General features: G+C 68.4%; 26 protein-coding genes and 1 pseudogene. 21 read left to right on the top strand and 6 right to left on the bottom strand.

Features of this window, described 5'->3' with window-relative positions:
* Window positions 1–178 precede the first annotated feature (178 nt).
* The 4 genes from pstS to pstB all read left to right on the top strand — a co-directional run bounded on the left by pstS (window position 179) and on the right by pstB (window position 4,342).
* The gene (pstS, locus tag ACZ4D5_RS35470) at window positions 179–1,303 is read left to right on the top strand and encodes a phosphate ABC transporter substrate-binding protein PstS (protein ID WP_467776599.1); all 1,125 of its coding nucleotides are present in this window, start codon (window positions 179–181) and stop codon (window positions 1,301–1,303) included.
* A gap of 113 nt (window positions 1,304–1,416) precedes the next feature.
* Window positions 1,417–2,439 carry a phosphate ABC transporter permease subunit PstC gene (gene pstC / locus ACZ4D5_RS35475; protein ID WP_467776600.1) on the top strand — a complete coding sequence of 341 codons (1,023 nt, stop codon included), beginning with the start codon at window positions 1,417–1,419 and terminating at the stop codon, window positions 2,437–2,439.
* On the top strand, window positions 2,436–3,512 hold the full coding sequence (pstA, locus tag ACZ4D5_RS35480) for a phosphate ABC transporter permease PstA (protein ID WP_467776601.1): 1,077 nt from the start codon (window positions 2,436–2,438) through the stop codon (window positions 3,510–3,512). The genes pstC and pstA overlap by 4 nt, the downstream gene beginning before the upstream one ends.
* Window positions 3,513–3,565: 53 nt before the next feature.
* Entirely contained in the window at window positions 3,566–4,342 is a 777-nt protein-coding gene (pstB, locus tag ACZ4D5_RS35485) for a phosphate ABC transporter ATP-binding protein PstB (protein WP_362342480.1), read from the top strand.
* 167 nt (window positions 4,343–4,509) lie between these two features.
* Here the strand turns inward: pstB and ACZ4D5_RS35490 are convergent, their stop codons facing one another.
* Together ACZ4D5_RS35490 and ACZ4D5_RS35495 are read right to left on the bottom strand one after the other, a co-directional pair.
* The gene (locus ACZ4D5_RS35490) at window positions 4,510–5,508 is read right to left on the bottom strand and encodes an inorganic phosphate transporter (protein WP_362342483.1); all 999 of its coding nucleotides are present in this window, start codon (window positions 5,506–5,508) and stop codon (window positions 4,510–4,512) included.
* 9 nt (window positions 5,509–5,517) lie between these two features.
* Entirely contained in the window at window positions 5,518–6,138 is a 621-nt protein-coding gene (locus ACZ4D5_RS35495) for a DUF47 domain-containing protein (protein WP_055699552.1), read from the bottom strand.
* Window positions 6,139–6,353: 215 nt separating this feature from the next.
* On the opposite strand from ACZ4D5_RS35495, the gene ACZ4D5_RS35500 reads away from it, so the two are divergent.
* A complete protein-coding gene (locus tag ACZ4D5_RS35500) occupies window positions 6,354–6,704 on the top strand; it encodes a metal-sensitive transcriptional regulator (RefSeq protein ID WP_467776602.1) in 351 nt (116 codons plus the stop codon).
* Window positions 6,705–6,737: 33 nt separating this feature from the next.
* On the opposite strand, the gene ACZ4D5_RS35505 is transcribed toward ACZ4D5_RS35500, so the two are convergent.
* Both ACZ4D5_RS35505 and ACZ4D5_RS35510 read right to left on the bottom strand, forming a co-directional pair.
* Entirely contained in the window at window positions 6,738–6,929 is a 192-nt protein-coding gene (locus ACZ4D5_RS35505; RefSeq protein ID WP_467776603.1) for a hypothetical protein, read from the bottom strand.
* Window positions 6,930–7,033: 104 nt separating this feature from the next.
* Window positions 7,034–7,852 (bottom strand): SCO4651 family lipoprotein, encoded by an 819-nt coding sequence (locus ACZ4D5_RS35510; protein WP_467776604.1) that lies wholly within the window; start codon window positions 7,850–7,852, stop codon window positions 7,034–7,036.
* A gap of 141 nt (window positions 7,853–7,993) precedes the next feature.
* On the opposite strand from ACZ4D5_RS35510, the gene ACZ4D5_RS35515 reads away from it, so the two are divergent.
* From ACZ4D5_RS35515 to ACZ4D5_RS35530, 4 genes and pseudogenes are all read left to right on the top strand, one after another.
* The gene (locus ACZ4D5_RS35515) at window positions 7,994–8,149 is read left to right on the top strand and encodes a hypothetical protein (protein WP_467776605.1); all 156 of its coding nucleotides are present in this window, start codon (window positions 7,994–7,996) and stop codon (window positions 8,147–8,149) included.
* A 56-nt stretch (window positions 8,150–8,205) separates the two neighbouring features.
* Complete coding sequence (locus tag ACZ4D5_RS35520) at window positions 8,206–9,783, top strand: FAD-binding oxidoreductase (protein ID WP_467776606.1); 1,578 nt, start codon at window positions 8,206–8,208, stop codon at window positions 9,781–9,783.
* 102 nt (window positions 9,784–9,885) lie between these two features.
* Complete coding sequence (locus tag ACZ4D5_RS35525) at window positions 9,886–10,773, top strand: COG4315 family predicted lipoprotein (protein ID WP_467776607.1); 888 nt, start codon at window positions 9,886–9,888, stop codon at window positions 10,771–10,773.
* A 125-nt stretch (window positions 10,774–10,898) separates the two neighbouring features.
* A pseudogene (locus tag ACZ4D5_RS35530) lies at window positions 10,899–11,258 on the top strand (sortase domain-containing protein); the annotation flags it as partial.
* Between the two features lie 52 nt (window positions 11,259–11,310).
* Here ACZ4D5_RS35530 and ACZ4D5_RS35535 read toward each other — a convergent pair.
* Window positions 11,311–12,024, bottom strand: a complete 714-nt coding sequence (locus tag ACZ4D5_RS35535) for a phosphatase PAP2 family protein (RefSeq protein ID WP_467776644.1) — start codon at window positions 12,022–12,024, stop codon at window positions 11,311–11,313.
* A 249-nt stretch (window positions 12,025–12,273) separates the two neighbouring features.
* A complete protein-coding gene (locus ACZ4D5_RS35540) occupies window positions 12,274–13,281 on the bottom strand; it encodes a C40 family peptidase (RefSeq protein ID WP_467776608.1) in 1,008 nt (335 codons plus the stop codon).
* A 376-nt stretch (window positions 13,282–13,657) separates the two neighbouring features.
* On the opposite strand from ACZ4D5_RS35540, the gene ACZ4D5_RS35545 reads away from it, so the two are divergent.
* From ACZ4D5_RS35545 to ACZ4D5_RS35600, 12 genes are all read left to right on the top strand, one after another.
* Window positions 13,658–14,323: a hypothetical protein gene (locus ACZ4D5_RS35545; protein ID WP_467776609.1), complete on the top strand. Its 666-nt coding sequence runs from the start codon at window positions 13,658–13,660 to the stop codon at window positions 14,321–14,323.
* Window positions 14,320–15,366: a hypothetical protein gene (locus ACZ4D5_RS35550; RefSeq protein ID WP_467776610.1), complete on the top strand. Its 1,047-nt coding sequence runs from the start codon at window positions 14,320–14,322 to the stop codon at window positions 15,364–15,366. Before ACZ4D5_RS35545 ends, ACZ4D5_RS35550 begins: the two co-directional genes overlap by 4 nt.
* 68 nt (window positions 15,367–15,434) lie before the next feature.
* Entirely contained in the window at window positions 15,435–15,758 is a 324-nt protein-coding gene (locus tag ACZ4D5_RS35555; protein WP_467776611.1) for a hypothetical protein, read from the top strand.
* A gap of 1 nt (window position 15,759) precedes the next feature.
* On the top strand, window positions 15,760–17,034 hold the full coding sequence (locus tag ACZ4D5_RS35560) for an enoyl-CoA hydratase/isomerase family protein (RefSeq protein ID WP_467776612.1): 1,275 nt from the start codon (window positions 15,760–15,762) through the stop codon (window positions 17,032–17,034).
* A 79-nt stretch (window positions 17,035–17,113) separates the two neighbouring features.
* Window positions 17,114–18,031 (top strand): hypothetical protein, encoded by a 918-nt coding sequence (locus ACZ4D5_RS35565; protein ID WP_467776613.1) that lies wholly within the window; start codon window positions 17,114–17,116, stop codon window positions 18,029–18,031.
* 35 nt (window positions 18,032–18,066) lie between these two features.
* A complete protein-coding gene (locus ACZ4D5_RS35570; protein WP_467776614.1) occupies window positions 18,067–18,822 on the top strand; it encodes a hypothetical protein in 756 nt (251 codons plus the stop codon).
* Between the two features lie 59 nt (window positions 18,823–18,881).
* Window positions 18,882–19,604, top strand: a complete 723-nt coding sequence (locus ACZ4D5_RS35575; protein WP_467776615.1) for a hypothetical protein — start codon at window positions 18,882–18,884, stop codon at window positions 19,602–19,604.
* Between the two features lie 261 nt (window positions 19,605–19,865).
* A complete protein-coding gene (locus ACZ4D5_RS35580; RefSeq protein ID WP_467776616.1) occupies window positions 19,866–20,588 on the top strand; it encodes a DUF4232 domain-containing protein in 723 nt (240 codons plus the stop codon).
* A gap of 454 nt (window positions 20,589–21,042) precedes the next feature.
* Window positions 21,043–21,369 carry a hypothetical protein gene (locus tag ACZ4D5_RS35585; RefSeq protein WP_467776617.1) on the top strand — a complete coding sequence of 109 codons (327 nt, stop codon included), beginning with the start codon at window positions 21,043–21,045 and terminating at the stop codon, window positions 21,367–21,369.
* Complete coding sequence (locus tag ACZ4D5_RS35590) at window positions 21,366–22,595, top strand: putative T7SS-secreted protein (protein WP_467776618.1); 1,230 nt, start codon at window positions 21,366–21,368, stop codon at window positions 22,593–22,595. The genes ACZ4D5_RS35585 and ACZ4D5_RS35590 overlap by 4 nt, the downstream gene beginning before the upstream one ends.
* A 29-nt stretch (window positions 22,596–22,624) precedes the next feature.
* On the top strand, window positions 22,625–23,281 hold the full coding sequence (locus ACZ4D5_RS35595; RefSeq protein ID WP_467776619.1) for a hypothetical protein: 657 nt from the start codon (window positions 22,625–22,627) through the stop codon (window positions 23,279–23,281).
* 27 nt (window positions 23,282–23,308) lie between these two features.
* Window positions 23,309–24,019 carry a hypothetical protein gene (locus ACZ4D5_RS35600; RefSeq protein ID WP_467776620.1) on the top strand — a complete coding sequence of 237 codons (711 nt, stop codon included), beginning with the start codon at window positions 23,309–23,311 and terminating at the stop codon, window positions 24,017–24,019.
* Window positions 24,020–24,101: the final 82 nt, after the last annotated feature.

The raw sequence follows: 24,101 nt of genomic DNA on the forward strand, positions 1-24,101 counted from the left end.
GTCACACATTCGCCTAACCAGGCCGACCGCCGAGGTTCACCCTCCGTTCACTCATGCCCATCGGCCGCTTCACCTGTCCTGCCTAATTTCGGCCTTACAACACGACGTAAGACCTCGACACGCAAGACATCGCACGCCGCCAGCAAAGGGTCGGCGGCTCCCGGAAGGAAGACCCGAAGTGAAGCTTCAGCGCAAGAACCGGCTCCGCGCCCTCTCGCTCGGCGCCATCGCCGTCTCCGGCGCCCTGGCCCTCACGGCGTGCGGCTCCGACGACACGAGCGGCAACGGCGGCGGCAAGGAGACCAACGCCAACGCCAACATCAAGTGTGATGACGCCAAGGGCCAGCTCGCCGCTTCCGGCTCCTCCGCGCAGAAGCCCGCGATCGACGCCTGGCGGAAGGTCTACACGACCAACTGCAAGGACGTGCAGCTGAACTACAACCCGACGGGTTCGGGCGCCGGCATCACCGCGTTCCTGCAGGGCCAGACCGCCTTCGCCGGTTCCGACTCGGCGCTGAAGCCCGAGGAGATCGAGAAGTCGAAGAAGGTCTGCAAGGACAGCCAGGCCATCGACCTGCCCATGGTGGGCGGCCCGATCGCCATCGGCTACAACGTCCCCGGCGTCGACAACCTGACCCTGGACGCCAAGACCCTGGCCGACATCTTCAACGACAAGATCAAGACCTGGGACGACAAGGCGATCAAGAAGCTCAACCCCGACGTCAAGCTCCCCAGCACCAAGGTCCAGGCCTTCCACCGCTCCGACGAGTCGGGCACCACGGACAACTTCACCAAGTACCTCAAGGGCGCCGCCCCCGACGCCTGGCCCTACGAGCCGGGCAAGCAGTGGGAGCCCAAGGGCGGCCAGTCCGCGAACGGCTCCTCCGGTGTCGCGGGCCAGGTGAAGCAGACCGCGGGCGCCATCTCGTACTTCGAGCTCTCCTACGCCGGTGACGGCATCAAGACCGTCGACCTGAAGACGGGCGCCAAGGAGCCGGTGAAGGCCACCGTCGACAACGCCTCCAAGGCCATCTCCGAGGCCAAGGTCGTCGGCAAGGGCAAGGACCTCGCCCTGGAGCTGAACTACAAGCCCACCGCCGAGGGCGCCTACCCGATCACCCTGGTGACGTACGAGATCGTCTGCGAGAAGGGCAACAAGGCCGAGACGCTCCCCGCCGCCAAGTCCTTCCTGACCTACATCGCCAGCGAGGACGGCCAGAACGTCCTCAAGGAGAACGACTACGCGCCGATCCCGGCCGAGATCATCGCCAAGGTCCGCTCCACCGTCGCGAGCCTGAGCTAGCTGAACCGAGTGCGGCCGGCCCCGCAGGACCGGGCCGGCCGCACCGTCCGGTGCACCGCCGCCACGGAGCGCCTGCGACACCCGCACGGCGCCTCCGCAGACCGGAGAACCCCATGGACATACCAAGCAATACGACCGCACCTCCCCCCGTAGACGACGCGCAGCCCGTGGCTCCCGTCAGCAAGGCAGCAGCCCGCGGCGCCACCCGCCCCGGCGACCGGATCTTCCTCGGGCTCTCCCGCGGTTCCGGCATCGTGCTCCTCGCGATCATGGCCGCCATCGCCGCGTTCCTCACGTACCGCACGGCGCTCGCCCTCTCCGACAACACGGGCAACTTCCTCACCACCTTCGAGTGGGACCCGGCCGGTTCCACCACCGGCGGCAAGCCGTACTTCGGCATCGCCGTCCTGGTCTTCGGCACCGTGGTGAGCTCCGTGATCGCTCTCGTGATCGCGGTCCCCGTGGCCATCGGCATCGCGCTCTTCATCTCGCACTACGCGCCGCGCAAGCTGGCCGCCCCCATCGCGTACGTGATCGACCTGCTGGCCGCCGTGCCCTCGATCGTGTACGGCCTGTGGGGCGCCCTCGTGGTCGCGCCCAACCTCACCGGCCTCTACGGCTGGCTCGACGACTACCTCGGCTGGACCGGCATCTTCGAGTACCAGGGCGGCGCCCCGCGCTCCCTGATGACCGTCGGAATCCTCCTCGCGATCATGATCCTGCCGATCATCACGAACGTGACCCGCGAGGTCTTCCTGCAGGTCCCGAAGATGCACGAGGAGGCCGCGCTGGCCCTCGGCGCCACGCGCTGGGAGGTCATCCGCATGTCGGTGCTCCCCTTCGGCCGCTCGGGCATCATCTCCGCCTCGATGCTGGGCCTCGGCCGCGCGCTCGGCGAGACGATCGCCGTCGCCACCGTGCTCTCCCCGACCTTCGTGATCCAGGCCTCCGTGCTCGACTACGGCGGCGGCACCTTCGCGCAGAACATCGCCAGCAAGTTCAACGAGGCGACCGAGTACGGCCAGGACGCGCTGATCGCCTCCGGCCTCGTCCTCTTCGTCATCACCCTGCTGGTCAACGGCGCGGCCCGCCTGATCATCGCGCGCCGCAAGGAGTACTCGGGGGCCAACGCATGAGCACCACGACACCCACCCCGCCCGCCAACCCGCTCGTCAAGCGCCCCTCGACGCTCAAGGCGGCCAGCCTCCCGCGCTGGACCCCCGCGGCCGTCGCGCTCGGCTCGGCCGCCGTCGCCGTCGGCATCGGCGCGGGCGCGGGCCTGGACAGCCGCATCCAGTGGGGCCTGATCGCCGCCCTCCTCTTCATCGTCGGGTCGTACGTCCTCGCGGTGGCCGTCGAGGGCACCCGCCAGGCCAAGGACCGCCTCGCCACCTCGCTGGTGTGGGTCATGTTCCTGCTGGCCGTCGTCCCGCTGGCCTCGCTCATCTACGAGACGCTGCAGCGCGGCATCAAGGTCTTCGACGTCTACTTCCTGACCCACTCGATGGGCGTCCTCTCCGACGACGAGACCGGCGGCGGCATCTACCACGCGATCATCGGCACCCTGGAGCAGGTGCTCCTGGCCTCCGTGATCGCCGTGCCGATCGGCCTGCTCACCGCCGTCTACCTCGTCGAGTACGGGCGCGGGAAGCTCGCCAAGACCGTCACGTTCTTCGTGGACGTCATGACCGGCATCCCCTCGATCGTCGCGGGCCTGTTCGTCCTCAGCTTCTGGATCCTGATCCTCGGCTTCGGCTACTCCGGCTGGGCCGGTGCCATGGCGCTCGCCATCCTGATGATGCCGGTGATCGTGCGCTCCACCGAGGAGATGCTCAAGCTCGTCCCGAACGAGCTGCGCGAGGCGTCGCTGGCCCTCGGTGTGCCGAAGTGGCGGACCATCCTCAAGGTCGTCCTGCCCACCGCGATCGGCGGCATCACCACGGGCGTCATGCTCTCGGTCGCCCGCATCGCCGGCGAGACCGCGCCCGTCCTGCTCCTGGTCTGGGTGAACCCCATGATCAACACGAACCCGTTCGACGGTTCGCAGGGCTCGCTGCCGCTGTACATCTACCAGCAGTACGCGGCCGGCACCGACGCCTCGTACGACCGCGCCTGGGCGGCGGCCCTCGCCCTCATCGGCTTCATCATGATCCTCAACCTGGCGGCCCGCGGCGTAGCCCGCTGGAAGGCCCCCAAGACGGGCCGCTGAGCGGCCATATCAGCGACCTTCCTCGCAGAACTCCGAAAGAAGCAGTGATCCCCATGGCCAAGCGAATCGACGTATCGGGCCTGACCGCCTACTACGGCTCCCACAAGGCGATCGACGACATCTCGATGACCGTGGAGCCCCGCTCCGTGACGGCCTTCATCGGCCCGTCCGGCTGCGGCAAGTCCACCTTCCTGCGCACCCTGAACCGCATGCACGAGGTCACCCCCGGCGGCCGCGTCGAGGGCAAGGTGCTCCTGGACGACGAGGACCTCTACGGCAACGGCGTGGACCCGGTGGCCGTGCGCCGCACGATCGGCATGGTCTTCCAGCGCCCGAACCCGTTCCCCACGATGTCGATCTTCGACAACGTCGCGGCGGGCCTGAAGCTCAACGGCTCGTACAAGAAGTCCGAGCTGAACGACATCGTCGAGAAGTCCCTCAAGGGCGCGAACCTCTGGAACGAGGTCAAGGACCGCCTGAACAAGCCCGGCTCCGGCCTCTCCGGCGGCCAGCAGCAGCGTCTGTGCATCGCGCGGGCCATCGCGGTCGAGCCCCAGGTGCTCCTGATGGACGAGCCCTGCTCGGCCCTGGACCCCATCTCGACCCTCGCGATCGAGGACCTGATCGGCGAGCTGAAGGAGCGCTTCACGATCGTCATCGTGACGCACAACATGCAGCAGGCGGCCCGTGTCTCGGACCGCACCGCCTTCTTCAACCTCGCCGCCGTCGGCCAGCCGGGCAAGCTCGTCGAGATCGACGACACGGAGCGGATCTTCTCCAACCCCTCGGTGCAGGCGACCGAGGACTACATCTCGGGCCGCTTCGGCTGAGCCGACCCCGACTCCCCGCGGTGCTGCATGGCGGTGCCACCGCAGGGGCAACAAGAAGGGCCCGCCCCTGGCTCCCGGGGGCGGGCCCTTCCTACGTTCACTGATACGCGCCCCGAAAGGGGCGCGGGGAACTGCGCGACCGGCCACGACGATCCGCAGCCGAAGAACTACAAGAACGCCAGGTTCACGACCCAGAAGCTCAAAGCCGCAACGATCGCCGCCGCAGGCATCGTGATGAACCAGCCCAGGATGATGTTCTTGGCGACACCCCAGCGAACCGCGTTGACCCGCTTGGTCGCGCCCACACCCATGATCGCGGAGGTGATGACGTGCGTCGTCGAGATCGGCGCGTGGAACATGAACGCGGTCGTGAACATGATGCCCGCGCCGGTCGTCTCGGCGGCGAAGCCCTGCGGCGGGTCCAGCTCGATGATCTTGCGCCCGAGGGTCCGCATGATGCGCCAGCCACCCGCGTACGTACCGGCGGACAGCATCACCGCACAGGCGATCTTGACCCACACCGGGATCGGCGCGTCCGCGCTCTGCACGTCGGAGATGACCAGGGCCATCACCACGATGCCCATCGTCTTCTGCGCGTCCTGCAGACCGTGGCCGAGCGCCATGCCGGCCGCGGAGACCGTCTGCGCGATGCGGAAGCCGCGCTTGGCCTTGTGCGGGTTGGACTTGCGGAACATCCACATGATCGCGCACATCACCAGGTAACCGGCGACGAGGCCGACCACCGGCGACAGGAACATCGGGATGACGATCTTGTCGACGACCCCGGACCAGATGACGCCGATACCGCCGGCGAGCGCCGCGCCGACCATGCCGCCGAACAGCGCGTGCGACGAGGACGAGGGGAGCCCGAAGTACCAGGTGATGAGGTTCCACACGATCGCGCCGATGAGCGCGGCGAAGAGGATCCACATGCCCTTGTCGCCGTGCGGGGTCTCGATGATCCCCTCACTGACGGTCTTGGCGACGCCGCTGCCCATGAAGGCACCGGCGAGGTTCATCACCGCGGCCATGGCGAGCGCGGCACGAGGCGTCAGCGCACGGGTGGAGACCGATGTGGCGATGGCGTTCGCGGAGTCGTGAAAGCCGTTCGTATACGTAAATCCGAGCGCGACGCCGATGGTCACGACCAAAGCAAAGGTGTCCATGGCGGTGCCTCAGGACTCCTTGACCGCGATGGTCTCCACAGTGTTCGCCACGTGCTCGAAGGCGTCGGCGGCCTCTTCCAGCACATCCACGATCTGCTTGAGCTTCAGCACCTCGATGGCGTCGTACTTGCCGTTGAAGAGGTGGGCGAGCAGCTTCCGGTGGATCTGGTCGGCCTGGTTCTCGAGGCGGTTCACCTCGATCCAGTACTCGGTGAGGTTGTCCATGGTCCGAAGGTTCGGCATGGCCTCGGCCGTCAGTTCGGCGGCCCGGGAAAGGACCTCGATCTGCTGCTCGACGCCCTTGGGAAGTTCCTCGACCTGATAAAGGACGACCAGGTCGACGGCCTCCTCCATGAAGTCCATGATGTCGTCGAGGGACGACGCGAGGGAGTAGATGTCCTCGCGGTCGAACGGCGTGATGAAGGAGGAGTTCAGCTGGTGGAAGATCGCATGCGTGGCGTCGTCTCCCGCGTGTTCCGCGGCCCGCATACGCTCTGCGATCTCGGCCCGAGCGGAAGAGTCCGCTCCGAGCAGTTCCATCAGGAGCTTCGAGCCCGTGACGATGTTGTCCGCGGATGCGGCGAACATGTCGTAGAAGCTCGTCTCCCTGGGGGTCAGACGAAAGCGCACGTGGGGTCCTCGGGGTGCTTTGGATGCGGTCAGGCTGATGCTAGGCGCATCATCCGGCCACGGCTAACCGGCCGCCCCCCAGTGTCGCCCATCAGGCACAGTGATCAGCACACCCCCCGAGAAATCGGCTACCATATACCCACCGGGGGTATATGGATCTGCAGAAATGCGGGAATGCCCGCAGTAGCTCCCCCAACAGACAGAAGGAGGACGCGATGACGACCACCGAGGCGGCCGACGCGGCCACGACCCCGACCGAAGCGCCCTCCGACCACGCCCACGGAGTGCACGGGTACCACAAGCAGAAGGACGAGCACCTCAAGCGCCTGCGCCGCATCGAGGGCCAGATCCGCGGCCTGCAGCGCATGGTCGAGCAGGACGTCTACTGCATCGACATACTCACGCAGGTCTCGGCGAGCACGAAGGCCCTGCAGTCCTTCGCGCTCCAGCTCCTGGAGGAACACCTGCGGCACTGCGTGGCCGACGCGGCGGTCAAGGGCGGCGCGGAGATCGACGCCAAGGTCGAGGAGGCGACGAAGGCGATCGCCCGCATGATGCGTACGTGACGCTCCGCAGGCCGAAGAACACCGGCGGAGGGACTAGCGGCGGTCCTCGTCGAGGCCGCCCTCGTCCCGCCCGTCGGAGACCCTCAGCACCTCGTCGATCCGGTCGAAGCTCAGCCGCTCGGCCGCGGCGCTCGCCGCGATGATGAGGTCGCCGCACAGCTCGATCTCGGCGAGGGCGACGTGGTCCTGAACAGCCGTACCGCCACGCATCGGAGCCACGTTCATCACCTCTTCCTGACCCGTTCCTGCCGGTACCGATTTCCTAGAGTAGGGAGCGGTCTACACAACGCGCATGGCACGGACGGACCATTTCCACCAGCCGTACGCGACTACTGCCCCGCAATCTTCCCGGCGAAGATGTCCTCGTCGGCCGGAAGTCGCACCTCCACGGGCACCCCGAAGTCGTAGAGCAGCGTGGTCGAGGCCACGTTCGCCTCGGCCACGGCGAACTGCTGCCGCAGCTTGCGCACCCGCCCCCGCTCGTCGAGGTACACGTCGAACGGCACGCTCCCCCTGCTGAACCCTTTCGCCGCCGCAACCCCCAGCGCACCACGCTGACCTGCGGAGGCCGCCTTCGCCGCGGCCCGCAGATCCGCGGATCCGCGGTAGTGGCGCACCTCGACGCCGCCGACCCGCTCGTCCCCCACGAACACCACCTTCCGCGCCCCGCGCAGCAGTTCCGCCGCCGCGAGGGGATCCGTCGCGCCACCGGTGACGAGATTCCCGTCGGACAGCGAACGTGTCTCGATCCGCACCCACTTGTCGGGCGGCACCCCGGCCCCGCGGTTCTTCATGAAGAGCGCCCCGGCCGAGAGGATCTCGGTGATGGGCCGGTGCCCGTCGTCCCCCGCGGGATCCTGCGGCAGCACCACCTCGAACCGCCCGCGCTGCCGCCCGAAGTCGTAGACGCCCTTGCCGCGGATGGTGACGCGCGTACCACCACTGGCCATCTCCATCGACGTACGCGCCTTGGAACTGCCCGCGCGGACAAGGGAGTCGGCGGACTTCCGCACCACCTCCGCGGGGTCGCCGCCGTGCAGGCCGTCGGCGGCGGCGCCGGTGTCCGTGCAGCCGGCGGTGACCGCCATCAGCCCCGCCACCGCGACCGCGGCGACCGCCCCGCCCGTGCGCCTGTGCCGATGCACCATGGCCTGTCTACCCCCAAGCGTTGCCGCGCCTGCCGTTCCCCCCGTCGTCCCACCTAACGACCGGTACGTTGACCCGTCACGCGGACGAGTCCCCCACGGATCGGCCGAGGCCCGTTCACCCGGGGTCGGTACGGTGACGGCGTGGCCGATCAGCAAGCCCCCGCATCCCACCGCACGACGACGGTCGAGAAGGGCCGTTTCGTCTCCGCCCACTGCACCTGCGGCTGGCGCGGTCCGGCCCGCAGGGCCCGCAGCAAGGCCCGCTCCGACGCGGCCGAGCACGAGGCGTCCCCCTAGCGGAACCCGTCCGCCCCGCACACCGTCTCGTTCTCCGGGAAGCAACGGGAGGCGACATGGAACGACGTACGTTCATCGGTACAACGGCGGCCACGCTGGCCGCGGCCACGGTCGCGGGCTGCACGGGCGGCAGCGAGGCAGGGGCCGGTACGCGCAGCAGCGGCACCGGCACCGGCACCGGAAGCAGCACCCCCATCAGGACGTCCAGTGCCGCCGCGTCCTCCCCCGCCACCCTCAAGGCCCTCGCCCGCGACCTGGACGGCAGCCTCGTGCGGCCCGGCGAGGCCAAGTGGGCGGCGGCCCGCCAGCTGTACAACACGCGTTACGACGACCTGAAGCCCACCGCCGTCGCCTACGTCGCCCACACCGACGACATCCGCACCGCCCTCTCCTACGCCCGCGCCCACCGCACCCCGGTCGCGATCCGCAACGGCGGCCACTCGTACGCGGGTTGGTCCTCCGGCAACGGCCGGCTGATCATCGACGTGTCGAAGCTGAGCAGGATTCGGGCGAGCGGCGGCTCCGCGACCATCGGCGGCGGCGCCAAGCTCATCGACGTCTACCGCTCGCTCGCCGCGAAGGGCGTCACGATCCCCGCGGGCTCCTGCCCGACCGTCGGCATCTCCGGGCTCACCCTCGGCGGCGGCCACGGCGTGGTCTCCCGGGCGTACGGACTGACCTGCGACAGCCTCACCTCCGCGAAGCTGGTCACGGCGGACGGCAAGGAGCTCACCGCCTCCAAGTCCGAGAACAAGGACCTGTTCTGGGCGCTGCGCGGCGCGGGCAACGGCAACTTCGGCATCGTCACCGAGCTGACCTACCGCACGCACGCCGCGCCCCAGGGCGTCTCCGGGTACATGACCTGGCCCTGGTCGAAGGCGGCCGCGGTCGTCAAGGCGTGGCAGGAGTGGGGCCCGGACCAGCCGGACGAGATCTGGTCGTCCCTCCACCTGGCGAACACCCCGGGCGGCACCCCGAACGTCTCCGTGGCCTGCTTCTCGCTCGGCACGTACGGCGAGCTGCAGAACGCCGTCGACCGCCTCGCCGACAGGATCGGGGCGCCCGCGCGCAGCGTCTCCCTCAAGCGGCGTACGTACGAGGAGTCGATGGAGGTCTACGCCGGCTGCGCGTCCTTCGCCGCCGACGCCCAGTGCCACCTGCCCGGCGCGACTCCGGGCCGCAGCCCGCAGGGCGCCCTCAAGCGCGAGACGTACGCGGCGAGTTCGGACTTCTTCGACCGTTCCCTGTCGGCGGCGGGCATCAGGGCGCTCCTCTCCCAGGTCGAGAACGTGACGGGCGCGAGCGCGGGCAGCATCGCGCTCACCGCGCTGGGCGGCGCGATCAACCGCGTCGACCCGACGGCGACGGCCTTCGTGCACCGCCGCTCGCGGATGCTCGCGCAGTACATCGCGTCCTGGCGCGCGGGCACCTCCGGCAAGCCGGCCCAGGCCTGGCTGAAGAAGGCCCACACGGCGATGGGGCGGTACGCCTCCGGCGCGGCCTACCAGAACTACGCGGACGCGACGCTGACGAACTGGCGCACGGCGTACTACGGGGACGCGGCACCGCGCCTGAAGAAGCTGAAGAAGCAGTACGACCCGGGGCGCTTCTTCGACTTCCCCCAAGCGCTCTAGCCCCGGCCGCGGCCCCCCGTACGGCCGACATCGCAACCCGTTCGGCCCCGCCCGACACGCCCTCAGGTGGCCCACCCCGCTGGACAGCGCTGGCCTGAGGGCATGACCCCACCGCACAGCACCCCGCGAATAGCCGCCGTCACCGCGACGGCGGCCGCCGCTCTCGTCCTCGGCCTCGCCGGTCCCGCCGCCGCCCTGGACAAGCCCACCGAGCCCGGTCAGCTGACCCTCGTCGACACCCCGAAGGGCAAGGCCCTCGCCGACAAGGACGGCAACCCGCTCTACACGCGCGACGCCGACAAGGCCGACACCCCCGACTGCACCGGGGAGTGCGCCACGAACTGGCCCGCCGCGATCGGCTACCCCACCAAGGCCGACGACGTCACGGGCCAGACCGCCCAGACCGAGGACAACGCCCCGAACGCCGACCAGCCCCAGGTCATCTACGAGACCCGGCCCCTCTACTACTTCAAGAACGACGAGAAGGGGCAGGACCCCAAGGGCCAGGACGTCGAGGGCTGGAGCCTCCTCGGCGCCGACGGCAAGGAACTGGGCGGCGGCGCGGGCGACTCCACGGACGAGTCGGCGTCCCCGTCGTCCTCACCGGAGGAATCCCCTGAGGAATCCCCGGATGCGTCGGCCTCTCCGGCCCAGTCCCCGACCATGCTCCCGTCGCCGACGAAGCCGTACGCGAAGGAGTCGACGGGCACGGGAACAGGAACGGGCACGGACACGGGTACGAGTACGGGAACAGGAACGGGCACCGATACCGGCACAGGCACGGGTGCCGGCACGGACACCGGCGCCCTCAAGGCCACCCCCTCCGGCGCCGCACGAGGCGGTGCCGTGCACGCGACGGCCGCCGACACGCACCCCGAGGCCGGTCCCCTCGCCGTCGCCTCCGCGGGCGTCGCCGGAGCCGCGGCGGCCGCCGGGTTCTGGCTGCTGCGCCGCCGCCGGGCCCGCGGCACCGGGGCGGAGCACCGCTGAGCCGCACCCTGCGGCGCACGGCGACGCCCCTGCTGCTCGCGGCGGCCGCGGTCCTCGCCGCGGCGCCCTCCGTGGGCGTCGGGACGCCGGGCCGGGGCGAGCGCGTACGCATCCCCGCGATCGGCGTGGACGCCGCCCTCCTGCCGGTCGGCCTCGACCGGCAGGGCGCCCTGGAGGTCCCGTCGTTCCGGGACGCCCTGAAGGTCGGCCGGTACACCCTGGGCCCGCGCCCCGGAGCCCGGGGCCCCGCCGTCCTGGTGGGCCACAGGGACGCACCGGCCGGGCCGGGCGGCAAGGGCTACAGGGACGCCGTGTTCGCCCGCCTGGACCGGCTGCGCCCCGGTGACCGCATCGAGACGACGACGGCCGCGGGGCGACGTACGACGTTCGAGGTCACGGCAGTCGACACGTACCGCACGAAGGACTTCCCCACGGCAAAGGTCTACGCCCCCACCGCCGATCCCCAACTCCGCCTGCTGACCTGCGGGGGCCGCATCGGCAAGGACGGCCACTGGGACTCGAACGTCGTGGTGTCCGCTACGCGGCCAGATCCCGCTCGTCCGGATCCGCGGCCGCCGGCGACGGAGTCGTCCGCTCGCTCAACGGCGCGGCAACAGGGCCCACTTTCCGGTCCCACACCAGCCACCCCACGCGACCGGACCGGCCGATCGCCTTGGAGAGCGGGGTGAGCAGGGCCATGGCGAGCGGCGAGAGGAGCAGGGCGACGGCGGTGCCGAGCGCGAAGCCGCCGACGACGTCCGTCGGGTAGTGCACGCCCATGAAGACCCGGCAGAAGCCCTCCAGGGCGGCGAGCGCGATGCCGATGAGCCCGAACTTCCGGTTGGCGACGAAGAGTCCGGCGCCCATGGCCATGGCGAGCGTCGCGTGGTCGCTGACGAAGGAGTAGTCGGTCTTGCCGTCGAGCAGGAGCTCGATGCCCTGGTGGTCGCGGAAGGGGCGAGGGCGCTCGACGAAGCCGCGGATGGGGATGTTCACGAGCACCGCGATACCGGCCGCCAGCGGCGCCCAGACGACGGCGGCGACGGACGAGGCGGCGTCGTCGAGGGTGCCGCGCCTGCGCTGGCCCCACCAGCACCAGACCACGAGGAGCACGAGGGCGAGCAGCAGGCCGTACTCCCCGACGAACGTCATGACGCCGTCGAACCAGGACGGGGTGTCCTTCGCCAGGCCGTTGATGTCGTAGAGCAGGCCGACATCGGGGTTCGACCCGGATTCGTCGAGTCCAGCCATGGCGCTGCGGCCCCTTGTCTTCTCGCCCATGGGCGCACCTTTCTGTGCGCCCGTTCCATCAACCCCCGTGGTCGGTCCAGTCAAGGGAACGCGCGGTCCCCTCTCCTACGTTCCACTCTCCACCGAAAGATCACTCAGACGTTATCGAAGAGAGACACATCGCCGCAGCTCAGGGGAGTGTGCTAACGGAGGGTTCAAGCCACATCACACCCCGCGCACGCCCTCCGCGCGCCCCCTTGCGAGCCCCTCTCAGACCTCTGACGGCTTGGTGGGCACGGCCTTCGCCCCGTCCTTCGTGACTCGAGTCGCGCCAAAATAATCGGGGGTGTCGATCGGGTCGAAACGGATCACGGCGCCCGGCCGCGGGGCGTTGATCATGTATCCCCCGCCGACGTAGATCCCGACGTGCCGGATGGCCCGCGAGTTGGTGAGGTCGTCCGAGAAGAACACCAGGTCACCCGGCAGGAGTTCGTCCCGCTTGGGGTGCGGTCCCACGTTGTACTGGTCGTTGGCGACGCGCGGCAGGGTGATGCCGACGGAGCGGTACGCGGCCAGGGTCAGGCCGGAGCAGTCGAAGCGGCCGTTCTGCTCGGGGGTGCCGTTGCCGCCCCACAAGTACAGGGTGCCGAGCTTCTTCTGGGCGTACGAGATCGCCCCGGCCGCCTGCTGCGAGGGCTCCACGCGCCCCACGGGCCTGGCGAAGCTCTTCGACAGGTCCGTGATCGTCCTCACGTAGTTCTGTGTCTCGCTGTAGGGCGGCACACCGCCGTACTTGATGACGGCGTACGCCCCCGCGTTGTAGGCGGCGAGCATGTTCTTGGTCGGGTCGCCGGGGGCGTCCTTCACGTACCCGGCGAGCTTGCAGTCGTACGAGGCCGCGGAGGGGATGGCGTCCTCCGGGTCCCAGACGTCGCGGTCCCCGTCCCCGTCCCCGTCGACGCCGTGGGCGGCCCAGGTCCCGGGGATGAACTGCGCTATCCCCAGCGCCTTGGCCGGGCTCTTGGCGCGCGGGTTGAACCCGCTCTCCTGGTACAGCTGGGCGGCGAGCAGCGCGGGGTTGATGGCTTTGCACAGATTGCCCCACTTCTGCACGAGGGGCCGATAGGTCGCGGGCACGGCACCCTTGGCGAGCCCGACGGATCCGCCGCTGCCGCCCGCGATGCCTCCCGCGGCCATGTACGTCCCGACGACGAGCAGCGCGATGAAGCTGAGGGCGCCGCCGATTCCGACGGACGTGACCAGCCACGCCTTACGCACCGTCAACCACCCCTCACCCACCGGCAGTCCGCCGGACTCAGTGTAGAGGCCCCGTGCGACAGTGACAGGGATCAATCAACGAGAAAACTTCCCCGCCCCGGGAGCCGGCGGGGCCGGGCGGGAACCGGCGGGAACCGGCACTCACCCACGGACAACACCTGATGCGACGTACTCATCACTCTCATCACTGCGACCGGGGTGCCGCCCACTTGACGTTGCGCGACGGATACAAGCCAAGTGCGATCGGCGTCAGACCGAAAGAGGCGGTTTTACTCCTATACATGCCGTCGCCCGGCACCCCTGCCGCTGGTATCGACTACCCCTCCTGGATAGCTTGGTTCACTCCAGTGAACCCTCGTCCCACCGGGAGCCGACCGTGAACCGCCGCCCCAGCCTGCTCGCAGCGGCCGCCCTGACCGCGGCCGCTGTCCTTTCGCTCGCCGCCTGCGGAGGAAGCGACGGGGACTCCAAGGACAACGAGAAGATCGCGGGCGCGGACTCGGCCGGTGGGAAGAGCGAGTCGCCGTCCCCCAAGGCGTCCGACGACGGCATCGACCGACCGGAGATCAAGCTGCCGAAGGACGTGAAGAACGTCTTCGAGGGGGGCAGGACCGGGGATTCGAAGAAGGATGCGGTGCTGGCGGACAACGAGCGGTGGCTCGACGCCCTGATCGAGGCCACCGTTGTCGTCGACGCCAAGGATCATCCGGCACTGAAGTTCTACGGATCGGGCGACGCCCTGATCACGGCTGCGGACTACGTCCAAGGCTTCCGGAAGAAGAACTCGAGCTTCATCGGGACGATTCGGTACTACGACCGTCAGGTCACCTTCCTCAAGGACGGCGTCGCAGCGGTGTCGTACTGCCAAGACGGCACCAAGACGTATCCCAAGGACCTCAAGACCGGGAAGGTCGACCGGTCCATCCCTGAATCGGAGGCCGATTACGGCTTCTACAACACCCGCGTGAGGAAGAACGCCAAGGGCGTCTGGCAGACGGAGTCCATCACGTACGTGAAGGAGGCGGTGAAGAAGTGCATGTGAGCGCGCCGAAGTCGTCCGCCCGCTGGGCCGCGCCTGTTCTCGCCACAGTCATGGCGCTGCTCCCCGGCGCCGCCTTTGCCGCCGGCGGCAACACCGACGGAGGGGGCAACGTCGCGGACAGCCAGCAGTCGCAGGGCACCCGCCAGGGCAAGAACCTCGGCGTCGAGACGAGGATCCAGACGACGGTCGAGGGCAGCCCGCAGTCCGCGAAGACCGGCACGCTCACCCCGGCCAACTCCAACTGGGACCCGCCGGCCTGCTGGTACGAGCCCGCCTACACCCCGAAGCAGATCGAGGCCACGGTCAAGGCGATCCGGCAGATGAAGTTCTTCGGGATCGGCGACTTCGTCGGCGGCATCTTCGACTCGTACTTCAAGGACGGCAACCCGTACAAGGACTACAACCTCGACAAGCAGGGCGAGGGACAGTTCTGGGCAGCCGCCGTCGACGAGAAGCGCAAGGACGAGCCCGGGGCGAAGGCCTGCGACAAGCTCCCGTTCTGGGTGAAGGACGGACAAACCCCCGACGAGCCCCTCGCGGTCACCCCCAAGATCCTCGCCGAGTACGCCTACGGCCAGATCCCGGTCCCGGACACCAGGATCGAGATGGCGCCCGCGGGCGAGACGAAGGTCAACCTGCCGACCTGGGTATGGCTGGACAAGGCGAAGTTCAAGAAGATCTCCGTGACCGCGATCCTCCCGGGAACGGACCTCTCCGCGACCACGACCGCGCAGCCGGTCTCCCTGAAGCTCGAACCGGGCACGTCGGACGCCGAGACGTACCCCGCCTCGGGCGAGTGCCCGATCGGCGACGACGGCCGGATCGGCGAGCCCCGCGCCAAGGGCACACCGGCCGACACCGACCCCCCGTGCGGCGTGAAGTACCTGCGCTCCTCCACCGACGCCGCCTACGAACTCCAGGCGACCATCACGTGGAAGGTCACCTGGACGAGCACCAACGGACAAGGCGGCAACCTGCCTCCGGGCGAGTTCGGCGCCACACAGGACGTCGTCGTACGCGAGATCCAGTCCATCAACCGCTGACCACGGCCGCACGGGCAAGACAGCAAGACAGCAAGACAGCAAGACAAAGGGAAGCCTGAAGAGACGACATGAGCGACCTACGCCTCGACGGAACGGTCTTCGAGAACCTCAAGAAGACGTTCTCCTCGGTCAGCGACCGCATGGACGCCGCACGCCGCACCCTCAAGAACACCGACGGATCGGTCGTCGGCACCGGCAAACTCGCCGAGGACGTGCAGGAGTTCGCCGACGAGTGGGGCTACGGCGTCAAGCAGCTCGGCAAGCACACCCAGGGCGCCGTCAAGATGATCAACAAGATCGACGAGGAGTTCAGCAAGCTGGACCAGGCCCTCGCCGAATCCCTCAAGACGGCCAAGAAGAAGGCGGCCCAGGCCCAGAAGAAGGGCCAGTGACGTGGGCACCAAACGACCCGCGTTCCCCCACATAGGCTGGGACCCCACCCCGGGCGACGTCGAGGACACCCGGGACCTGGCGAAGAAGCTCGGCGGTCTTGCTTCCGAACTCGGCACGGCCGTACGGGACTTGGAGCGGATCGAGTGCGGCGCCTGGAAGGGCAAGGCCGCGCTCGCCTTCACCGAGTACATCGGCGAGGACGTCACCCCGCTGATCCGCAAGAGCCACGAATCCTTCGACAAGGCCTCGCGCGCGCTGCACCGCTGGGCCCGGGAGCTCCAGGACTTCCAGGACGAGGCCGACCGCCTTGAGATCAAGGCCGGCAAGAAACTGGACGCCCGCTCGGAGGCGAAGCCCGACAGCAAGGAGTCCGCCAAGGCCTCGGGGGAGGTCGACGAGGTCATCGGGGACGTCCGCGACCTGGAGGACCGCTACAGCAAGGCCGCCGGGGCGATCAGCAAGGAACTCGACAAGGCCGGCGACATCGCCCCGGACGAGCCGGGCTTCTGGGACAAGCTCACCAAGGGCGTCAAGGACGCGTGGGACGCGACCGGCAAGTGGCTAAAGGACCACGCCGACCTGATCAAGCTGATCGGCGACCTGCTGAGCGATCTGACGGCCGTGCTGGGACTCCTGGCCATCGTCACGCTTCCTTTCCCGCCGCTCGCCGCGGTCTTCGGTACGGCGGCGCTCATCACCAGCGGGCTGGCGCTGGGGGCTCATGGGCTCGCCAAAATGGGCGGGGCCGATGTGAGTTGGGCGCAGATGGGGCTGGATGCGTTGGGGCTCATGCCCGGGATCGGGATGTTCAGCAAGGGAATCAAGGTGGCCGGCAAGACCCCGGCACTTGCGCTGAAGGCAGGCACCACCAAGGCTGGCGAACTCGGCAAGGGCTTCCAAGCAACCAGCATCGGCAGGTCGCGTCTGCTGCTGGCCACCGGAGAGCAGGCCGGCCTCGTCAAGGGAGGCGTCCCACTGCTGCCCGGCAAGGTGGTGCTAGGCGGAACAGCCGAGCATGTCTACGAGGTTTCCCACGCCACCAGCGGTCTGGCGTCACGCATGGGCGGCCTCGCCAACCAGGGATATCACTCGGGCCAGTGGCTCGGTTCCAAGGGAGCCAACTTCATTCCGGGTGTGAACATCAACCCGATGGGCGCAGGCATCGCCATGGATGCCGGACTCAAGATCTTCCCCAAGGTCACGAGCATCCACCAGCATGTAGGAGAAGCACTGTTCCCCGGCGACCAGTTCGAGAAGTCCGCCTCGGGCGGCTGAGCATTCCGCTCAGGGGCAGGAAGAGCACACCCCATTGGCAATGACACCAGAGCCGCTGCGTAGGAAGATGCACTCGAATATGGACATCTGGCAGCCCGAAGCAGGCGAGATCCTTCTCAGCCGCACGATGGTCACCTTCGCCACTGGCGCGGCCATGCCTGTCCGAGGCATGCGGTGGTTCCGCGACACCGAGCGCAATGACATTCAGCACGAGCTGCCGGGCTGGCCCGAAGGGACCGAGTACACAGCCCGCTCGACAGGGCATTCTCTTGTACGGAACATCGGCAAAGGTGGAGCCCTCGCCTTGTACGTCGCCACCATGGCCGTCCTCACCGGTGGCGGAGGCAGCGGCCCCTCGTCCTCCAAGTCCGGCTCGGACACCTCCGACGAGCGCGCCGACGAGGTCGAGGATTTCCCCGTCATGTGGGCCGCCCCGGGCGCCATCGCCCGCACCCTGCCCTGGCAGCTGGACCCCGGGCGATCAGACGCGAAGCACTACCGCACCCACGCGATCGTCACCGACCGTCGGCTGGTCATCGTGGGGTTCCCGTACTCCAAGCGGAACGATGAGCTCATCGAGGACGAGACTCTCTGGGAGATTCCACGCTCCCGGATCAGCCGGGTCGAGCCGAAACCTTTCAAGGACGGGAACGACGTCAAAGTCGTCTTCAGCGACGACTCATGGTGCAGGTTGCGTGCCGTCACATGCGAGAAGTTCACCCGGTACCTGCTACACCCTCTCGACCTGATCCCGCAGTCAGCTCTCACTCCGGCACAGCAGAGGACCGTCGAGCAATTCATCGCCGCATCAGGCACGGCCGGCGAGCCGCACACAGGAACCCCTGTCGTCAGTCGTCGTCCTTGCGGCCACTACCGGGTCGAGCTCCTCGCACCGGACGAAGTCGACTCCTTCTTCGGCCTATCCGAAAACGCCCTGCTCATGGACGCCGACGGTAGAGAAGTGGAGCTCAAGGACTACCACCCCGAAGACTTCTGACCCTGCTCCGAACCAGCCCAGGACGCCTCCGCCCCATGACATCTCCAACCGGCTTTCCAGCTACGCCGTCCGACCAGCTCGATCCCCCGCCCATATGGTTCAACGTCCCCGACGGCTTCTACGCCCTCCCCCTCGCCGCCACGCCAGAGGAACGTGCCGAACGCGCCCATGAGTTCGTACGCGGCCTCTACTCCCGCGGAGACGAACGCATTTGGGAGCCCGCCGCTCCGTACTACGAGGGACTGGCCGAGCTCATGGCGGAGACCGGTGTCTCCTACTCGGCGATGGGGCTCTTCTCCATGGCGGAGGACGCGGAAGAGGAAAACGACGGCGAGACCCAGGACAGCGCCGGAATCGGACATGAAGGCTCCCACGGCGTCGCCCAGTGCGCGTTCACCGTGGCAGCCGTCCCGACCGACCAGGCATCAGGCGACACGGAGACCGTCGCCCAGGGAATCCTGGCCATCCTCTCCAGCACCCCGCACAACGACGCCCGATGGCTGGACCTGCCGTGCGGCCCCGCGGTCTCCTGCATCACCCTGACCGAGTACAAGCTGAATCCGGAGATCACGGCGACCGGCGAGGCAACCGACCTCCTCACCGGACAGATACAAGTCCATATCCCGTTCCCCACAGGCCCGTTCACCGCCGTCTTCACACTCCACACCGCGTCCACGGACTACTGGACCGAGTTCTGCAACCTCATGGCGGCGGTCCTCCAGACGGTCTCCTTCGCCGAACCGGACGAAGGCGAGTCCGACGACCTCGTGGAGGGCGTCGACGGCCCGTAGCAGCCGGCCCCGAAAAAACCCTTGGCCAGCGCCCGGCACGTCGCTGCTACGGTCCCGCCATGTCTGAGACCGAAGATTCCACCGACCGCAAGCCCACCACCCCGGACGCCGCCGCTTCCGACACCACCACCCCGGACGCCGCCACTTCCGTCACCGCCACCGACGTCACCCGCGCCGTGCGTCTCGCCGTGGCCGCCCTTCGCGAGGTGCCCGACGACGCGGACTGGAGCGTCGAGGCGGGTGGCATCGACTGGGACTGCTGGGAGACCGCCGAGCACCTCGCGGACGATCTCTTCGCGTACGCGGCCCAACTCGGCCCGGAGAAGCCGCCCCTGGACACCGAGGTGCCCTTCCTCTGGTACGAGCGCAGGCATGGCGGTCCCTCCAACGTCACCTTCGCCGACCGCGAGGCGGGGGTCGCGGGGCTGCTCCAGGTCGTGGAGTCGTGCGGCGCGCTGCTGACCGGCATGGTCGCGACCACGCCCGCCACGGTCCGCGCCCACCACGGCTGGGGCGTCTCCGACCCGGAGGGCTTCGCCGCGATGGGCATCGTGGAGACGCTGGTCCACACGTACGACATCGCCGGCGGCCTCGGCGTCGGCGACTCCTGGAACCCGCCCGCCGACCTCTGCGCACGCGTACTGAACCGCCTCTTCCCGGACGCCCCGAAGGACACGGACCCGTGGCCCACCCTCCTGTGGGCGACGGGCCGCGGTGAGCTCCCCGGCCGGGCACGCCTGACGAAGTGGCGCTGGTACGGGGCCCCGGAGGGCGAACGCTGAACCGAGCCCTCCGCAGGCGCCGGCACGTCCCATGACGGCATTCCAGGGAATGGGTATTTCTGCAGGTCAGAACCCCTATCGGCATTCCAGCGTCCCTGATCCCCCGACGCTCCTTGCCCCCAAGGACCGGAACCCGTTTCTCTGTTTCCGGGCCGGACACCACGGGCCGAGAGCCCGAACGAACGTCACGCGCCACATCACGTACTCACGACGTCTCATCACGAACTCACGACGTCTCACCGCGAACTCACGGGGGATCCCATGAAGCTCAAGCACGCCTCGAAGACCCTGCTCGCCGGACTCGCACTGCTCGGCACGCTCTCGCTCACCGCGTGCAACGGCGACGACGGCAGCACGGACGCGGCCCCGGCCGGCTCCTCCTCCGGCTCCCAGACGGGCGGCGGCGAGGGCTCCGGCGGCGGCTCCTCGGACGAGGGCTCCGGCTCCGGTTCCGGATCAGGTTCCAGCTCCGGCAGCGGCGCCTCCAAGAGCGGCGGCAGCGGCGGCGAAGGCACCCTCGCGGGCACCGGCTCCAACGAGAACGGCAAGGTCGGCATCTGCCGCAGCGACGAGCTGGAGGTGTCCTCCACCGACAACACCACCGACAAGGAGGAGGGCGTCGTCACCGTCGTCTTCAAGAACGGCGGTGGCCGCGACTGCACCGTCGGCGGCTTCGCGGGCGTCGACCTGCAGACGGCCGCGGGCGACTCCCTGTCCGCGGAGCGCACCGAGGACAAGCCCGTGACCGGCGTCATCAAGGACGGCGAGTCAGCCGCCTTCAACATCCTGTTCCCGCTCAACAACTCCGGCGGCTCCGGTGTCCGCGTGACCAAGATCCTGGTGACGCCGCCGAACGAGACGAAGACCGTCACCATCGACTGGCCCGCGGGCTCCCTCCCGCCCGAGAACCCCGACTCCCAGGCCCTCACCGGCCCCGTCCGGATCAGCCCGGTCGCCCCGGTCAGCGACTCCCCTGCCGGCTGACCGAACTCGTCACTCGTACGGGTTGATCGCCTCGGCACTCGTACGGGTTGATCGCCTCGGCGCCCCGCCCAGGAACACCGGCACGAAGCGCCCTTGACCGTGCCGGACCCCGATGCCTCCCAGGTCCGACCGGGAGGCATCGGCCTGTCCTGGGCCTCTCGGCCACGGTCCGGCCACAGGACCCGATTCGCGCCACTCTGCGCCCGAAATCTCCGGGTCCAGACACATACCCCAGAGCTTCGCACTGGCGAAATCACACGCCCCGTGGATAGCGTCGGCCGAATCTGCTCACCGTCCGACCGCGCGACGCGGGGACCTCGAGGGCGGCGGCAAGATCCACCACTGCGAAGAACGCACGTGCGAATCCCGCCGAACTCCCGCCTCCTGTTTCCCGCTGACGGCACGATGAGCGTCGAGCCCGACACGACAGGTACCGACTGAAGGCGGGGCAGCGATGGCGGAGAAGCTCAGAGTCGACGCGGTCGAACTCGAACAGTTCATGAAGCTGCTCGACGGGTCCGTCACGTCCCTCAAGGGCTTGCGCACCGCCCTCGCCGACGCGACCGTCGGCGGGCTGGGGACGGACGAGCTCGACAAGGCCTGCGAGGAGTTCCAGGGGGACTGGAAGTACGGCGCGGAGCAGATCGGCGAGCAGACGGAGGATCTCTCCAAGATCGTCGAGCAGAACAAGAACGCCTTCATGGAGGTCGAGGACGCGCTCACGAAGGCGATGAACAAGGCCGGGAAGACCAAGGGCGACATCGTGGAGATCCCGAAGTGACGAGCGCATCCACCTACCCGGACCTCGGCTTCGACCCCACCCCCGGCGACTGCGACACCGTGAGGAACCTGCACAAGAAGCTGGACAGCTGCGTCACCGTCCTCCGTGACACCCGCAAGGTCGTCACCAAGCTGATGGACGGCAGCTACTGGGAGGGTGACGCGGCCGTCGCCTTCCGCGAGACCGTCGAGGACGGGCCGCTCGCCCTGAACCTCAAGAACGCCGCGCGCTCCATCGAGAAGGCGGCGAAGCAGCTGGAGCGCTGGGAGGGCGACCTGGAAGACTTCCAGCGCCGGGCGAGGGAGTTGAACAGGCAGGCCAAGGAGGCGCGGGAGGCGCTGAAGGCCGCGAAGGGGCACGCCGGCGCTGCGGGCGACGACCCGGACCTGGACAAGAAGGGCAAGAGGCAGGACGACGCGAAGAAGGCCCTGAAGCTCGCCGACGGGAAGGTCGAGGACGCCCAGGCCGAGCTCGACCGGATCCTTGGCCGGGCCCGAAGCCTGCAGCACGAGCACGACCAGAAGTCCAAGCACCGCGCGGAGAAGATCCGCGACGCGACGGACAAGCTGGCACCGCAGGAGCCCAACTGGTTCGAGAAGGCCTGCGAATGGGTCAAGGAGAATCTGCCGGACATTCTCAGCGCCGTTGCCGGGGTTCTTGCGTTGGCGGCCCTGATCTTTACCGGCCCTGTTGCGCTGCCCCTCCTCCTGACGGGTGCAGCAGTTCTCAGCACAGGGGCGCTCAGTGCTCGAATGTCGGATCCGGCAGTGCGAGCGTCATTGTGGGACGGGGTCACCAAAGGGGAGTTCGACGCCGACTTCTTCAGCAACTTGGTTTCAGTCGGTGCTGACGGCCTGGGCATGGTTCCGGGGCTCGGCGCTACCCTCAAAGGGGGTCTCCAGACCGCGCGGACCATACGAACAGGGGAGACGACCCTGAGCCTCGGGCAGAAACTGGCCCTCTTCGGAAGCAAGACGTCGGAAGGCGCTCGAGGCATGAGCAGCGCCGCAAATCCCATGCTTGAGCGCGTGTTTAGTCGCACAAGCAATCCGGCCGTGGTGATCGACTCCGTCGCCAAGGGTTCCGCCGGCATCGGACTTGTGACTGCCGGCTACGGCTTGGCATCCGATGACGAGATCAAGGGACAGGTCGGAACTGGTATCGACGGCACGCGGCTCGGTGTCGACCTGCCGGCACTTCCGTCTCTCCTGCGCGCCGCCTTCTGACCTTCTCCACTGCAGAAAGAAGTGTCTCAGTGAACCCTGACAAATTCGCCGCCGCATGGGATCACCCCCCAACACGCCGCGCCTGGATGCTGCACATGTTCCTGAACGTGGCCGGGCTTGTCGGGTGGGTCGGCGGGTGGATCGCACTGCTCGGCATCTCCACCAAGACACCCGACTGGGTCGTGTGGATCTTCATGCCGTACTTCATCTACGGCTTCTACCGGGCGTACGTTCAACTGCGCTACTTCCCCGCGGCCCTGAGCATGCGGCGCATCCTGCGCACATTTCCTTGGCAGGTGCTGGATGACGTCCCTCGCGGCCTGGCGGACTATCCAGGAGTTGTGGGATCGCAGCACGGATGGTTTGAGTTCCCCAATCCCGCCAACCCGCAGCAGCAGCTCCCACTGGTCTTCACTCAGCACTTCCGCCTGAACTGGTGGACCCGTCGGTTGGCACCCCGCGCCAAACCTCAGCTGAAGGCACAGATCGCGACGATCTGGTTCGCCGGTGACCCACGCATGATCGGTCTCATCGCCGCCCCCACCCCGAACGGTCAGATGCCCCGTCGATTCCAGGTCCTCGACCAAGGCCTGGGAAAGGGCGACGGCAACCGAATCGCGGAATGGGGCGTCACGCCCGCAGACCTCGAACGCGGTCGGCGCGCCGGAGTCACCCCAAACCGCTGACACCTGTCGCCTTATGGAGACGCACTGTTGAGTAGTCCCAAGTTCGTTCTCGACGAATCCGTCAAAGACCCGAACGCTGACGTCTGGTTCGCCGAGCCTGCAGGCTTCACCTCAATCCCCATCAGTACGCTGCTGAATCCGCCCGGCTCTCCCGCAGCCGACGAGTTGCGCACCGCCATCACCCCGCTCCTGGATTCCGCTCCGGACGACGCCGCCCGGCAGCAGTTCCTGGCTCAAGTTGCGCTGGCCCAACAGCTGTTGGCAGCGCTCACCGAGGCCGGTACCGTGCACTGCTCCATCGGCCTGCACCGCGACGACGTATCCGAAACCAGCAGCGGCGAGACCAAGAACGGGCTCCTGTTCTCCCTCTTCACCATTTCCTGGCGAGACATCGCCCCCGCCTCCCCCGCCGCAACCGCCGCCCGAGCCGTCGCGGGCGCCGAGGGGCACACGAACATCGCGTACCTCGAACTGCCCTGCGGCCCCGCATCGTTCAGCGAACGCGTACGCACCCCGAACGCCGACTCCGGCCTCCCCCAGGCCCCGGTGCTCCAGTTCTTCGCCCACCTCCCGCACCCGGACGGCCGACGCCTGGTGGTCCTCACGCTGGGCACCACCGCCGTGAGCCGCCGCGCGGAGTACCGGAGCCTGCTGCGTCAGATCGCCGAGAACGTCAGCTTCGAGAACCCCCTGCCGCGCACCCCGAAGGCCCGGACTGCGGCCGAGTCACGCAAGTGAACTGTGCGACCAGGGAAACGCCCAGGTCAGACGAGGCGAAGTGCTCCATCCCAGCCGATTGACGTGCCTCCAATGAACCTCG

The sequence above is a fragment of the Streptomyces sp. NPDC025651 genome (assembly GCF_055558735.1).